The sequence below is a fragment of the Bacillus sp. JJ1764 genome (assembly GCF_036962145.1).
In the GTDB taxonomy this organism is placed as follows: Bacteria; Bacillota; Bacilli; order Bacillales; family Cytobacillaceae; genus Neobacillus.
This window is the reverse complement of sequence record NZ_JBALNY010000002.1, coordinates 1-14649: the sequence shown is the minus strand read 5'-3', so window position 1 is coordinate 14649 and position 14649 is coordinate 1. Positions and strand designations below refer to the sequence as shown.

The 14649-nt window shown below is 40.9% G+C and carries 15 protein-coding genes; 5 read left to right on the top strand and 10 right to left on the bottom strand.

Annotation, left to right across the window (positions count from 1 at the left end):
* The first annotated feature begins 1 nt into the window (after position 1).
* Genes V7083_RS00225 through V7083_RS00215 form a run of 3 tightly spaced genes read left to right on the top strand, consistent with a single transcriptional unit; the run spans position 2 to position 2153 of the window.
* The gene (locus tag V7083_RS00225; RefSeq protein WP_438823674.1) at positions 2–580 is read left to right on the top strand and encodes an ABC transporter permease subunit; all 579 of its coding nucleotides are present in this window, start codon (positions 2–4) and stop codon (positions 578–580) included.
* On the top strand, positions 577–1254 hold the full coding sequence (locus V7083_RS00220) for an ABC transporter ATP-binding protein (RefSeq protein WP_335474135.1): 678 nt from the start codon (positions 577–579) through the stop codon (positions 1252–1254). The genes V7083_RS00225 and V7083_RS00220 overlap by 4 nt, the downstream gene beginning before the upstream one ends.
* Positions 1251–2153 (top strand): FixH family protein, encoded by a 903-nt coding sequence (locus V7083_RS00215; RefSeq protein WP_335474133.1) that lies wholly within the window; start codon positions 1251–1253, stop codon positions 2151–2153. The genes V7083_RS00220 and V7083_RS00215 overlap by 4 nt, the downstream gene beginning before the upstream one ends.
* A 64-nt stretch (positions 2154–2217) precedes the next feature.
* On the opposite strand, the gene V7083_RS00210 is transcribed toward V7083_RS00215, so the two are convergent.
* Entirely contained in the window at positions 2218–3072 is an 855-nt protein-coding gene (locus V7083_RS00210) for a Cof-type HAD-IIB family hydrolase (protein WP_335474131.1), read from the bottom strand.
* Positions 3073–3145: 73 nt separating this feature from the next.
* On the bottom strand, positions 3146–3814 hold the full coding sequence (locus V7083_RS00205; protein ID WP_335474214.1) for a DNA alkylation repair protein: 669 nt from the start codon (positions 3812–3814) through the stop codon (positions 3146–3148).
* Positions 3815–3927: 113 nt separating this feature from the next.
* Between V7083_RS00205 and V7083_RS00200 the strand changes: the two genes are divergently transcribed.
* Positions 3928–4083, top strand: coding sequence for a hypothetical protein (locus V7083_RS00200; protein WP_335474129.1), 156 nt, complete (start codon positions 3928–3930; stop codon positions 4081–4083).
* A gap of 39 nt (positions 4084–4122) precedes the next feature.
* Here V7083_RS00200 and V7083_RS00195 read toward each other — a convergent pair whose 3' ends face one another.
* Together V7083_RS00195 and ybaK are read right to left on the bottom strand one after the other, a co-directional pair.
* Entirely contained in the window at positions 4123–5214 is a 1092-nt protein-coding gene (locus V7083_RS00195) for a PRK06851 family protein (protein WP_335474127.1), read from the bottom strand.
* A gap of 136 nt (positions 5215–5350) precedes the next feature.
* Positions 5351–5827 (bottom strand): Cys-tRNA(Pro) deacylase, encoded by a 477-nt coding sequence (gene ybaK, locus V7083_RS00190; protein WP_335474125.1) that lies wholly within the window; start codon positions 5825–5827, stop codon positions 5351–5353.
* Positions 5828–6097: 270 nt separating this feature from the next.
* Here ybaK and V7083_RS00185 point away from each other — a divergent pair, with 270 nt between their 5' ends.
* Entirely contained in the window at positions 6098–7906 is a 1809-nt protein-coding gene (locus V7083_RS00185) for a TIGR04190 family B12-binding domain/radical SAM domain protein (protein ID WP_335474123.1), read from the top strand.
* A gap of 35 nt (positions 7907–7941) precedes the next feature.
* Here the strand turns inward: V7083_RS00185 and V7083_RS00180 are convergent, their stop codons facing one another.
* The 6 genes from V7083_RS00180 to V7083_RS00155 form a co-directional block, all read right to left on the bottom strand.
* Positions 7942–8649 (bottom strand): ABC transporter ATP-binding protein, encoded by a 708-nt coding sequence (locus tag V7083_RS00180; protein WP_335474121.1) that lies wholly within the window; start codon positions 8647–8649, stop codon positions 7942–7944.
* Position 8650: 1 nt separating this feature from the next.
* A complete protein-coding gene (locus tag V7083_RS00175) occupies positions 8651–9430 on the bottom strand; it encodes an ABC transporter ATP-binding protein (protein WP_335474120.1) in 780 nt (259 codons plus the stop codon).
* Positions 9420–10370, bottom strand: a complete 951-nt coding sequence (locus V7083_RS00170) for a branched-chain amino acid ABC transporter permease (RefSeq protein WP_335474118.1) — start codon at positions 10368–10370, stop codon at positions 9420–9422. Before V7083_RS00170 ends, V7083_RS00175 begins: the two co-directional genes overlap by 11 nt.
* A gap of 15 nt (positions 10371–10385) precedes the next feature.
* Complete coding sequence (locus tag V7083_RS00165; RefSeq protein WP_335474116.1) at positions 10386–11267, bottom strand: branched-chain amino acid ABC transporter permease; 882 nt, start codon at positions 11265–11267, stop codon at positions 10386–10388.
* A gap of 102 nt (positions 11268–11369) precedes the next feature.
* Positions 11370–12545, bottom strand: a complete 1176-nt coding sequence (locus tag V7083_RS00160; protein ID WP_335474114.1) for an ABC transporter substrate-binding protein — start codon at positions 12543–12545, stop codon at positions 11370–11372.
* Between the two features lie 358 nt (positions 12546–12903).
* Positions 12904–14100 (bottom strand): MFS transporter, encoded by a 1197-nt coding sequence (locus tag V7083_RS00155; protein ID WP_438823675.1) that lies wholly within the window; start codon positions 14098–14100, stop codon positions 12904–12906.
* Between the last annotated feature and the right edge of the window lie 549 nt (positions 14101–14649).

Genomic DNA, 14649 nt, shown 5'->3' with positions numbered 1-14649 from the left:
GATTATTTACTTCATTCCAATCCTCTGCCTGTTTATTGGGGCATTCTCGATTTTTCAGGAAAAGGAACAAAAGACCTTAATCATGCTGCTGACAAAAACGGAACATTACGGAAGCTTTTTATTCAAGAAAAGCCTTGGGTTATACACGGTGGTTCTACTACCGTTATTTATATGGTTTTTCCTTTATCTAGTTTTATTAAAATTTCAATTCCAGTTGGATTTAAAAGGCTATTTCATTTTCATTCTGACTATTTTGATCATGGCGCTGATATTTTTACAAATGTNNGTTTGGTTTTACTTTTTCTTCTTACATGATTTCCTATTACTTTCATTCTTGCCTGACGTGACATATGAAAATGTAAAGCTATTTTCAGTCGGTTACTTTTTAAATCCGCTCCAGGCTGTAAGGATGTTTTTAGAAACGGGAACTGGAATTTATTCCTTCGGACACATGTCACGGCTGCTCCAGTCATTCATGTGGACGAAACCAATCTTCTTTTTACTGGGAAATTTGATTTTCTGGCTTGCTGTTTCGTTTATTTCTGCAATTTTCTTGAACCGTAAGGAGGGGTACGAATGATTAAGGTAACGGATTTACACCAATCCTTCGGGAAAAAAGTCGTCTTAGATTCGATTAACATAGAGATTGAAAAAAATGAAATCTGCGCCCTTGTCGGCCGAAATGGTGCTGGTAAATCTACGTTTATTAATAGCCTTCTCGGACTTTTGCCGGTCAAACAAGGAACAATCGAGATTAATGGGATTCAAGTCTCGAAGAAAAGAGATGAATGGAAAAAGTCGATTGCTTATTTACCAGAGAAGTTCATGCTATACCCGATGCTGACAGGTCTTGAGAATGTAACCTTTTTTGCCGAGGCAGTTTCAAGGGCCTCTGACCAAGAGCGAATGGAGCAAGTGTTAACCGCAGTGCGGCTGTGGGATGACCGCAATGTCCAGGTGAAAAAGTATTCAAAAGGAATGCTGCAGCGGCTTGGCCTTGCGATTACACTTTATCAGGATTCAAGCATATTAATCCTCGATGAGCCGACAAGTGGGATTGACCCGCTAGGCCGAAAAGAAATTCTTGAGGTGTTAAAATCACTGCACGATAAAACCATTCTGCTCTCATCCCATCACCTTGATGAGATCCGCCAGGTTTGCACACATGTCGCTTATTTAGACAATGCCAAAATGACCAAATATACCGTAGGGGAATTTTTAGAAACACATCATTTAGGGGGTATTGAAGCATGATGAAACGCGTAATGTTCGCCTTACTGCTACTGGCCGCTATTCTTACTGGCTGCAGCTCAGGGCCTGATTATACCATCAAAGTAACCAAGGATTTATATTACCAGCAAGACAAAGCCAGCCCTTTCGAAATTAAGGTAACGGAAAATAATAAGCCGGCCACGGGATTAAAGGTGAGAGCGGAATTATCAATGGCCAGCATGGACCATGGCACCACGAAGGCTACCCTGACAGAAGGGGAAAAAGGGACGTATTCCGGCGAAGTAAATCTGTCTATGAGCGGTAAGTATGAAGCCGCCTTTACATTAGAAAAAGGTGGAAAGAAAACCGAAAAAGTGATGACGGTCAATGTCACCAAGTCAAAAGGTGTGGCAATGATCAATGGGCAATGGATTACCAATGAGGATATTGCCTTTTACACGTTGATTAACAAGCTTCAACTTGAAATCAATCGTGAGGCCGCCAAAAAGAAGTACAGCGGACCGCAATTAGAGGAAGAATTGGCTTATCTTGATTCACAAGAAAAATCTGCAGAGAATAAAAATCAACTGCTAACGCAAATTATTAGGCTGCGTTCCATGGCCCTGCTAGCTGAGGAAAAGGGGCATAAAGCAACCGATGCCGAAGTGGAGCAGGCAATGCATAAAGCTCGTGATCAATATAATCAATTTGAATCTACTAAGGCCCTAATTCAAAATTACGGTGAAGACAGATTCTGGGGTATTGAAAAGCAACAATACAAACAAATCGTCCTTACTCAAAAGGTTCAAAAAGACCTGATTGACAAAATCAAAAAAGAACACCCAAGCTACGGCGACCAAGAAGTTTATTACCAGGCACAGCAACAATACGAAGATCTCCTGGTTTCCCAAGTTAACTCTCTCAAAATTGAAATTTTGTAATGCTAGCTTCAGACATGTAATAAAAGGTGACAGGCACCGGAGTGCTGTCACCTTGTTACTTTCCCTACAATAGGTCTAAAATCGCTTTACCGACACCGCTGTTATCATTCGTGTCAGTGACCTCATCACATAATGCTTTGATCTCAAAGCTTGCATTTCCCATGGCGATGGCACGGCCTGCCTTATTAAACATTGATACATCATTAAAATTGTCACCAATAGCCACGGTATCCTCTAAAGAAATTCCCTTTGCTTTGGCAAATGCTTCAAGGGCAATCCCCTTTTGCGCATTTCGATGAGTAATTTCAATATTTTCAATACCTGATTTAGTCACTTCGAGTTCTGTCAAATCTTTAAGCGAATCCTGTGCTTTCCCGAGCTGATCAAGATCGAAGGAAAACGCCAAAAACTTATAAATTTGATATTCTTCGTTCGAAAATATATGTTCATAATCTTCGATGATGTGAATTAACCCGTCTGAGACCCTAGCACCAGCCTGTTCCTCTACCACTTTTGGATCCATTTCAGGATTCGCACTTACCACGATATCAACAAGGATCGAAACAGCCTTTTTGAGGTCAATTGTAAAAGCACCCTTATTGGTGTAGACCTCGTAATAAACATCCTTTTCCGCTAGCCTAGCTGCTACTTCACGGGCTAATTTGTTTGGAATTGGGGTTGCAGAAAGAATCTCGCCGGATTGAGCCCGGACTTCCGCCCCATTCACACAAATCACCGGACACTTTAATCCAACCTCATCAAGAACGTAACTAGCCTCCTGATAGGATCTGCCTGTAGCCACAACTACTTCTACACCTTGTGACTGTGCTTTTAAAATGGCCCTTTTATTTTCCTCACTGATCTGCTGCATCGAATTCAACAATGTTCCATCCATATCTGTTGCAATACATTTCACCATGTTGTCCACCCTTTAAATCAAGATTCGTTATCGCTATCATACCATGAACATCTGGATATTTTCCCCTTTTTGCTCAGCCCAGATACTTGCTGCCTTCCCGGACACTTAAGGGTGATAATTTAGTCTCGGAAATAAATTCTTTAACTGATGCCGGATTGGTCTTTGAAAATTCTCTTAACGCCCAGCCAATTGCCTTCTGGATAAAAAATTCCCGACTAGCTGCATTCTCTCTTACGTACTCATAAAGCAAATCCTCATTGGTCTTTTCTTTAAATTTTAATTGAAAAAGAATTGCCGCCCGCCGGAGCCATAAATAATCATGAGTGGCCCAACCATTGATCGTTTCATTAATTACTTCCGGGAACTTTTGTGCGATTGTGCCAACCGGCTTTGGCGAAATCACGTCAACCGTGTCCCACCAGGATTTTGTCCGAATTTGCCGCTCCATTAATTCCATATCATTTTTTGTCAATTTATGTAGTGACTTCTCGATATAAGTTAAAGCGGTATATTGATATTCACGCTCGTCTCTATTCCAAAGTTCCCATATAAATTCATGGTTAAACGGTTCTTTTAAGACCCCTGTTTCTTTGAAAAACTGCCTTTCTAATTCTGCCCGTGTTGGTTTCTTAATTCCCAGAAAGGGAAAGTGATTTTTCATATATTTGCTCATTGGACCGGCATTTTCCTCATTGCGGTTGGCTTCGTATAGTTCGGTCAATCTTTTCACATAAGCTAACATCCTCTTCACCTGATTCCCTCGTTTTCCATTATTTTAATAAAAATCGTCTGATGAATAAAGTCATCTTCGAATGCCAAACTATTGATGACCATATGATGGAAAGGAGCCTTATGATGACCAAAAAGTTTAATAAAGGCAGCCAAAATCAAAATTCTCCACAGGCCGGGCACGCTGAAGCTGAATTTGGCACAGAATTTGTCAGCGGCGATAACAGCAAAGGAAACAAACGCAATAAAGGCCAGCAAAGCAAAACGAATCCGCATGAATAAAAATAGAAGCTGTCTCAACTATGAGACAGCTTCTATTTATCACCGTGCTAATGCACTTATTTCCTCAGAAATATTGGCTTGAATTCTTTCTACCACTGAAAAATCCATTGCATCAATATAAATTTCTTCGAGCACATCATGAAGCTCTTTCGCTTTGGCAAGGTAACTTGTGGCCTCAGCCATTTTATCTTTATATTTGGCTGAGATCTTTTCTATAATTTCCACAAACAATTCATCCGTACCCGGTTCAATTAAAATTTCATACATATCTATAATCTCATCGCCATCCCGGCTTGGGAAGTACTCATGCGGGGCCGTGCTGTCAAAAATGGCAATGCCTAATTCCCTGAAAATCACCATATCAAGGCTGTGCGGGTCAAAACCACAGTGGTAAACCTCCGTATCCACTCCACGCTCTTCAGCCGCCGCCGCCAACTTTTTCAGCATCGTTGATTTCCCAGAGCCCGGGCGTCCTTTAATAAAATAACGCTTCGGAATTTCCTCCGTTAAATTCGGAACAAAATCAACCGCACCCTTCGGAGTTGCAGCTCCCAAGAAACGATGGCGGACATCGGCTTGTTTATTCAAGTTCATTTTTCCAAAGAATGATTCAATTAATTTATTGGTTAGTTGATCAGCTTTTTGAAAATCCATGCTGTTAATATATATTTTTTCCCAATCATCATGAATCTCCAATGCTTCATTAAATGTAGCATAAGCCGCCCCGAATGACTCGCTAATTTGATTCGTTAGCCTTTGAATCTCCACTTTGTGTACGGCCAGTGCTTTGGCGTCCCAAGCCTCACCGAGATTAATGTATTCCTCAACTGCCCCTGGTGCTTTGGGCTCAATCACATGCGGTGCCGTTCCATCCACAATGCCAACCCCTAGGGCTGGAATGATGACGCCATCAATGGAGTTATTATCGGAAGAACAATGAAGAAATTCAATATCATAACCTTTTTCCACCCACTCATTGCCAACCTTCTTCATTAAAGATGACTTTCCTGTGCCTGGTCCGCCTTTTAGAATAAAGAGCCGATTCAGCCCTTGAAGGTTGGAGTCGTAAAGATTATGAAATCCTCTTGCTGTATTTCCACCAGCAAAATAATTTTTAATTTTCCCTGGCATTCATGAACACTCCCTTTATAGCAAATCTGGTCAAAGTTCAGTTCCACTCTTTGGCGAATCGAAAAGAATTTTTTATCACCATATCTTATGCTTTTGCCGAATATAGGTGAATGCCCATAGGGATTCTTATAAAATTTTACTTGGTTAAATCTACAAATTCCGCTAATGCCACTTCTTGTAGTTGTACGGGTGATATCACCAACTGCATGCCAATTTTCCCGGCGCTGACAACCACCGACCGGAGCTCATACGCACTCTCATCGATAAAAGTTCTATATTGCTTCTTCATTCCAACCGGTGAGCAGCCTCCACGGATGTAGCCTGTCCATTTTTGGATATCCTTCACTGGGATCATTTCCATGTTTTTCTCACCAGCAGCCTTTGCCGCCTTTTTTAAGTCCAACTCTTCCGCGACCGGAATGACAAAGACAAAAATATTCTTGCTTGCTCCAATAGCAACAAGTGTTTTATAGACCTCGTTCGGATCCTTCCCAATTTTCTCCGCCACAGATACGCCATCTATTTTTCCATCTTTATGATCGTAAGTAAGAATTTCATAAGAGATCCCTTGTTTATCCAATATTCTCATTGCATTTGTTTTGGAAACCGCCATTTAAACCATCCTTTATCTTTATATTAATGGCATTATAACAAATTTTTGATTTAATACCTTATCCATAATGGATTTACACAAAATCAACCAAAATTTGTCACCCATTTGTCACTCTATTAAAAAGTGATTATAGTAAACTAAAATTACTGAAATATTTTACAAAAATATGAATGTGAGATTATTCACGTATTATAGAGCTTTTTATATAGGATCTGTACTGATCTAAAAAGCGCCATTTCTGCCCATTTACATTCTTTTGAGGTGGTAATCATGAAATATGATTTAGTTTTATTACATGCTCCCAGCGTATATGACTTTCGGAAAAATTCACTGCTTGCCGGCCCGATTAGTGATGTAGTGCCGTCATCACCCGTTTTTGAAATGTACCCAATCGGATTGACGAGTATTGCTGATTATTTGGAAAGGTACGGACTCAAGGTAAAAATAATCAATATTGCTAATCGGATGTTAATGAACGAGAGCTTCGATGTTGAGGGGAAACTGCGAAAAATACAAACAACGGCGTTCGGAATCGATCTCCACTGGCTGCCGCATGCACATGGGAGCATTGAATTAGCCAAAATTGTAAAAAAACTACATCCAACCACCCCGATCATTTTTGGAGGATTGTCTTCAACCTATTATCATAAGGAGCTAATCCAATACCCGTTTATCGACTTTGTCATGCGCGGTGATTCAACTGAAAAACTTATGCTTCTGTTGATGAACAAAATTGAGACCGGGAACACCTATTATGCGGATATTCCCAATCTTACATGGAAAAAGGGAAGTGAAATTGGCTTCAATCCCATCACTTACGTTCCGACGGATATTGATGATGTCGATGTACCGGGTTACCGCTATACGATTCGCTCTGTCTTTAAATATCGCAACTTTTTGGATCCGCTTCCATATAACGGTTGGCTGCAATATCCAAACACCGCAATTTTGACTGCCCGTGGCTGTACGCAAAACTGTCTGATTTGCGGTGGCTCCAAAGAGGCGTATAACCAAAACTGCAACCGAAATTCACTTGCTCTTCGATCGCCCAAAAAGCTCTTAGAAGACATTCAATTTATCCAACGGTTCAGCCGTGCGCCCATCTTTATTCTTCATGATATCCGTCAGGGCGGACGTGAATATATGAATGAATTGTTGGATGGGATTAAGAAAATGAATCTAAAAAATGAACTGGTCTTTGAATTATTCCAGTATGCCGATGAGGATTTCTTTAAGCGAATCAATGATAGTGTGCGTAACTACAGTATTGAAATTACTTTGGAAACACACGATGAAAACATCAGACGGTATAATGGGAAGTTCAACTGCACCAATAACAAAGTAATCGATACGCTTAATTACGCCTTAAAACACGGCTGTAAAAAAGTCGACTTATTTTTCATGGTCGGGATCCCTGGACAGACCTACCAAAGCGCTGTTGACAACATTGATTTTTGCGAAACGATTCATCTTGCCTGTAATCAAGACCCAAGAATCTTTTACTTTGTCGCACCGCTTGCTCCATTCCTGGATCCGGCCAGCCCGGCATTCGAGCATCCGGAAATTCACGGCTATAAAAAATTCTGTCATACACTTGAGGATCACCGTAAGGCCATCACCCAGCCATCGTGGAAGCATATGCTAAGCTACGAAACTAGGGAAATGACCCGGGATGATATCGTGAATTCTACCTATGAAGCAGCAGAAAAACTGAATGATTTCAAATTAAAATATCACTTAATTGATCTGGACGGCTATCAGGATATCCAAGATAAAATTCATAAATCCAAGGAGTATATTGAAAAAATTGATCAAATTCTGGCCCTTCCTGAAGATGAGCGGGCAGAGCCACTAGCCAAGCTGCAAAAGGAAATTGTGGAATTGAATCATTACAGTATCTGTGGAAAGAATGAGTTAAAGTGGGAAGTACAGAAAAATTATGCAAACTTCTTTTCACTGGCATTAGTAGGCCTAGAACAGCTTTACGAGGATTATTCCAATAAAATTAAGGCTCAATTAAGACCAAAAGAACGATTCCAACTTAAATGGGATCCTGAGCAGCGAAAAATAAAAATGTAAAAATTGAAGGGAATCGGACCTCTCCGATTCCCTTTTTAATGCCCTCCAAGATAGGCCTGTCTGATTTGGTCACTTTGACTTAGCTCATCAGCCGTACCCGAGGCAACTATTTTTCCCGTTTCAATAACATAGGCACGATCAGCGATTGACAATGCCATATTCGCGTTTTGCTCAACTAATAAAATGGTGGTACCCGTTTTATTTATTTCCTCAATGATTTGGAAGATTGTTTTTACCAACAGTGGTGCAAGACCCATTGAAGGCTCATCCAGCAATAACAGACGAGGGCGGGCCATTAGGGCTCTTCCCATGGCAAGCATCTGCTGCTCACCGCCTGATAAGGTACCTGACTGCTGCTTTCGACGCTCGTGTAAACGAGGAAATAACTGATAGATTTTTTCAAAATCCTCTTGAATTCCTTTTTTATCCTTTCGCAAATAGGCGCCTAATTCCAGATTCTCTTCAACAGACATATTGGCAAACACACGACGCCCTTCCGGAACTTGAGACATCCCCCGCTTTACAATCAATTGGGGCACCTTGCCTGAGATATGCTCATTTTCAAATAAAATCTCACCGCTCTTCGGCTTCAACAATCCGGAAAGCGTCTTTAATAGTGTACTTTTGCCGGCACCATTGGCTCCAATCAACGTGACAATCTCACCTTGATTGATATCGAGGGATACTCCCTTTAATGCATGGATATTTCCATAATAGACATTGATATTATTTACTTTTAGCATGTTAAGAGACCTCCTCGCCCAAATACGCCTCGATGACTTTTGGATTATTTCTGATTTGTTCCGGAGTACCATCGGCAATTAGTTGGCCATGATCCAACACATAAATTCGCTCGCAGACTCCCATTACTAGACCCATATCATGTTCAATTAATAGAATTGTTAGCGAGAACCGTTCACGAATCAAGGCTATTAAATTCATCAGTTCTTCTGTCTCCTGAGGGTTCATCCCAGCCGCAGGCTCGTCCAATAATAATAATTTGGGATTCGCCGCAAGTGCTCTGGCAATTTCCAAACGGCGCTGCTGACCGTACGGTAGGTTTTTCGCCTGCTCATGCATCACCGAGTCGAGCTTGAAAATTTTTAAAAACTCAATCGCTTTCTCCTCCATTTCCTTTTCTCCGGAAAAGTGAGAAGGGAGACGAAAAATGGAGCTTAAAATAGAATGTTTGGCTAAGGAATGATAAGCTACCTTAACATTATCCAATACAGACAATTCACCAAATAAACGAATATTTTGGAACGTTCTGCTGATCCCTTTTTTTGTAATACGATAAGGGGCCTGTCCGTTTAATTTCTCCCCATCTAGCGAGATGCTTCCTTCAGTTGGAACGTAAACACCTGTTAATAGGTTGAAAAAAGTGGTCTTTCCCGCACCGTTTGGACCAATAAGGCCCACTAGCTCGCCTTGATTTAATTGAAGGTTTACAGCAGAAACTGCCTTTAATCCGCCAAATCGGATCCCGGCATTCTCTACTTTAAGCAATGGTGTATTAGTTCGCATTATGAGACCCTCCTTTAGCAGGCTTTCCAAGTTTTAAGAAAGAGGTAATTTCCTTCGTTCCCATCAAGCCTTGCGGGCGGAATAGCATCATCACAATGAGCACGAGACTATAAATGACCATCCGAACCTCTGGGTAATTGGATAGGAAAGTTGAAATAATCGTTAATAAAATCGCAGCAATCACAGAGCCAGACAAGCTACCCAAACCACCAAGCACAACAAAGATTAAAATATCAAATGACTTTAAGAAGCCAAAGTTGGTTGGCTGAATAATATAGAAATTATGTGCATGTAAGGCACCTGCCACACCGGCAAAGAAAGCACCAATCACAAAGGCAATAACTTTGTAATAGGTTGTATTGATTCCCATTGCATCTGCAGCAATTTCATTTTCCCTAATGGAAATACAAGCACGTCCATGTGTAGAATTTGTAAAGTTTACAATGACAATAATCGTAATTAGAACACAAGCAAATAGCCAAGGCCATGTTGTGAAGTGGGATACGGTCATACCGCTCGCTCCACCGACGTAATCAATATTTAAAAAGACAATCCGCATGATTTCGCCGAATCCTAAAGTGGCAATCGCCAAGTAGTCCCCTCGAAGTCTTAATGTAGGAATCCCGATAATTAGACCAGCAATGGCTGCTGCTATACCGCCAACTAGTAACGCCACCGGAAACGGCATTCCCAATTTCATTGTGATAATCGCTGACGAATAGGCACCCACGGCTAAAAATCCTGCATGTCCAATCGAGAACTGTCCGGTAATCCCTATGATTAAGTGCAGACTGACAGCCAAAATGATATTAATACCCATGAAAAACAAGGTATTCACATAAAAGGAATTCAATATCTCCCCATTAATAAGAAATTGGACGACAACTCCAAAAACAACGGCTAAAACGACTGATGCCCAAAACCCTTTTCCCTTTTTCATCGCTTAAGCCACCTCCTAAACCTTTTCCCTGACATTTTTTCCAAAAAGCCCTGCTGGACGGAAAATCAGGATCAGAATCAATACAACGAACGCTACCCCATCACGCCACAGCGAGAAGCCTGCTGCGCTGACAAGAGCTTCAATAACACCTAATAACAATCCGCCAGTCATGGCACCCGGAAGGATTCCGATACCGCCCAATACGGCAGCAACGAAGGCTTTTAACCCAGGTATAATCCCCATCAATGGCTCAATTTTCGTATAGTACATTCCAAAAATAACACCTGCTGCTCCTGCTAAAGCTGAACCAATGGCAAATGTAGCGGAAATGGTGTTATTGACATTAATCCCCATTAATCTTGCTGCATCCATATCATGAGAAACAGCACGCATGGCTTTACCGATTTTGGTTTTATGAACAATGAATTGCAGTAAAATCATTAGAACGATCGAAACAGCCAAAATGAGAATCGATTCGCCACTAATTTTTACTCCGAAAATTTCCAAACTCTTTAAGTGAACAATGTCGTTTGGATATGCTTCTGGCTGTGCTCCGCGAATGTAGATGGTTCCATACTCAATAAACAGGGAAACACCAATGGCTGTAATGAGTGCCGCAATTCTTGTTGCATTCCGCAAAGGCTTATAAGCGATCCGTTCGATCAACACCCCGAAAATGGCGCATGCCACCATGGCAATAATTAATGCTGAGAAAAATCCTAAATGAAACATTGTAATGGAATAAAATCCGATAAATGCACCGACCATGAAGACATCTCCATGGGCAAAGTTAATTAATTTTACAATTCCATATACCATTGTATATCCAAGGGCAATTAACGCGTAAATACTCCCCAAGGAAACACCGTTGACTAATTGCTGTATAAATTGCTCCATTTTTGTTGCTCCTTCCCTAGAGGATAGGAAAAATTTCCTAATAAATTAAAAGGTGAATAGGGAACACCTGAATGCTCCCTATTCATTTAAACGCTATAAAATTTAAGGGTTAACCTTCGTTTTAAACGTTTGCTCGCCGTCTTTGTACTCTAAAATAACAGCAGATTTAATTGGGTCATGGTTTTTATCGAGTTTCATTTTTCCGGAAACTAGTTCTAAACCGTCCGTTTCTGCAAGGGCCTTTTGAATTTTCTTGGAATCGCTGCTTCCTGCACGCTTAATGGCATCAGCAAGGAAGTAAGCTGAGTCGTATCCTAAGGCGTTAAATGCGTCTGGTGATTTACCATCATATTTAGCTTTGAAGGCTTTTACAAAATCCTGAACCTTTTGATCGCTGTCTCCAGAGGAATAGTGGTTAGTGATAAACGTATTATTAAGCGGGTCTTTGCCGGCAATTTCTACTAGTTTAGGAGAATCCCAGCCGTCTCCACCCATCATAGGAACGCTTAATCCTAGCTCGCGGGCTTGTTTCACAATTAATCCAACTTCTTCATAGTAACCAGGAATAAATACGAAATCCGGATTTTTGGACTTAATGTTTGTTAATGTTGCATGGAAATCCGTGTCCTTAGCTACATATGCTTCCTCCGTTACTACCTTTCCGCCTTTCTTAGCAAAGGACGATTTGAATGCAGCCGCGAGTCCCTTTGCATAGTCACTGGAGCTGTCTATTAAAATAGCAGCTGTTTTTGCTTTTTCTTCTTTAGCCGCGAAGTTGGCAGCAACTGTACCTTGGAACGGGTCAATAAAGCAGGTACGGAATACGAAATCATTTAATTTGCCGTCTTTCGATGTAACTGTTGGGTTCGTTCCGGTAGGTGTAATAAGCGGCACTTTATTATCTTGGGCAATTTGAACTTGGGCTAAAGTATTCGTACTTGTTGCCGCACCAATAATGGCAGCAACTTTATCTTGGCTGACTAGTTTGATAGCACCACTTGTTGCTTCTGAAGCATCAGACTTATTATCCACCGTAACAAGTTTTAACTTTTTACCGTCTACTCCATCTTTATTGATCTCTTGAATAGCTAAATCTAGACCTTCTTTAATCGATTGACCGTAAGAAGCCACCCCGCCAGAAAGCTCAAGGTTTGCACCAATCTTGATTTCTCCGCCTTTGTCTTCACTGCCGCTAGTACTTGCCGAGCCACAGCCCGCTAGGACACCTGCCGCCATCATGAAAGACATAAAAATACCTGCTACTTTCTTCTTACCCATTGCATTACCCCCTAATTTTTTTACCGATCCTCTTTTTTCCAAATTTTTTAAAACAATTAATATTCTGAAAACATTGTACATAATATTTTAAAGTTCGTCTAGTCTTTATATCTTCTATTTTAAAATAATTTAGAAAATAACAATTATTATATTGTAGATAGTGGAAATCACTGTAAACCCGATAAATAAGATAAGAATTTACATTTTATCAGAAAAGAAAAACACTTTTTTTATTATTTTGTCTAAATATTAGACGACGGATTGAATAGGGACAAACGTTTTACAAAAAGTATGATAAATTTACAAATTCAGTAAAAGCAAAGAGGCCTCCTTTTTGCAAGAGGCCCCTCCTATATTCCTACGCTAGTTCTTGTTTTTTCGTTTCTTTTCCCAATACAAAAACGGCCACAGCTCCGATTAGTACAGAGATGCAAAAGATTGTAAAGATTGTCGAAACTGGCATCTTTTGTGCCACAAAATATCCAACTAATAATGGGCCGAGCACACCGCCAATTCTACCGACAGCAGCGGCCATGCCTGAACCTGTGCCGCGAACAGTGGTAGGATATTGCTCAGGTGTGTAAGCATAGAGTCCGCCCCACGCACCAAGGTTAAAGAAGGATAACAGAATTCCAGAGGTCATCAATAACGCTGTGGAATTAGCTGTTCCAAAGAAGTATGCACTTAGAGCTGTCCCGAGTAAGTAAACAACTAAAACAAATTTCCGTCCAAATTTTTCAATACACCAAGCTGCCGTAAAATAACCCGGAAGCTGCGCCAGTGTCATGATTAGGACATATTCAAAGCTCCTAATTAAACTAAACCCCTTCATCACCATTACACTTGGCAGCCATAAAAACATCCCATAATAGGAGAACACGACACAGAACCAAACAATCCAAAGCATAGCCGTATTTCGGCTGTACTCCTTGGACCACAATTTCCCTAAGTTTTGAAAAACAGATGTTTTTTCAGCCCCTTTTATGGCCGAGAATCTTGGTGAATCAGGAATCCCAATTCGTAGATATAAGGCATAAAGAGCAGGAAGGGCACTAATGACTAAAGCCAGTTTCCATCCGTAATTGGGAATGATGAAGTAGGAAATGATCGCGGCAATTAACCAGCCGCCTGCCCAAAAGCTTTCAAGTAGGACTACTGTCCTGCCTCGCTTTTCAGCTGGGACGCTTTCGGATACTAGAGTGGAGGCAACAGGAAGTTCTCCGCCTAAACCCATTCCGATTAAGAATCTTAGAACTAGAAAAGCAGATAACGTATTTGTAAGGGCAGAAGCACCACTGCCAAGGGAAAATAATAATAACGTAATAATAAAGACATGTTTTCTTCCGATTCTATCCGCCATTAAACCAAAAATAAGGGCACCAACTGCCATCCCAATGGAATTGATTGAACCAATCCAGCCCATTTGTCCAGGCGTTAATCCCCACTCCTCTTTTAATGCCGCAATAATAAAGGAGAGCATGCCCACATCCATCGCATCAAACATCCAGCCCATTCCAGCAATGCCCAGAAGCCTGCGCTCGGATATCTCTTTCATATTGTTCAATTTACTACCTCCTATGCATCTTCTGCTTTCAATTATTATTTCCTAAAAGCGTTGATTTTAGGGAATATATTTAGATAAGTAATAACAAAAAATATTTTAACAGTTGTCTTTACATGTGTCACTTACTATTTTTTTCAGTGTATAGGTTCTACGTTTCCAATAATGCAGTCAATCGTGTAATAAGGGCAGATAGACGAGGTCTACCTTCCACAAAATGTAGTTACTCCTGAAAAAAGGGAACATAGAAATTCTCTACGTTCCCCAAAATAAAACACCTATTACTTTCCCAATTGGAGGGGCTTTATGAACTCTTCCATAACAACCGGAGCCCCCATTTTTTTATTCACGCGGTCGTTATGAGCCCTTCTTAACGACTGGAGCTCCTCTTTTTTCACTCACTCAGTCGTTATGAACCCTTCTTTACGACCGGAGCTCCTCTTTTTTCACTCACGGGGTCGTTATAAACCCTTCTTTACGACTGGATCCCTTATCTTTTCGCATGCAAAGGATTTTTGAGTAGGTCCATGTCCGAAGGCGTGG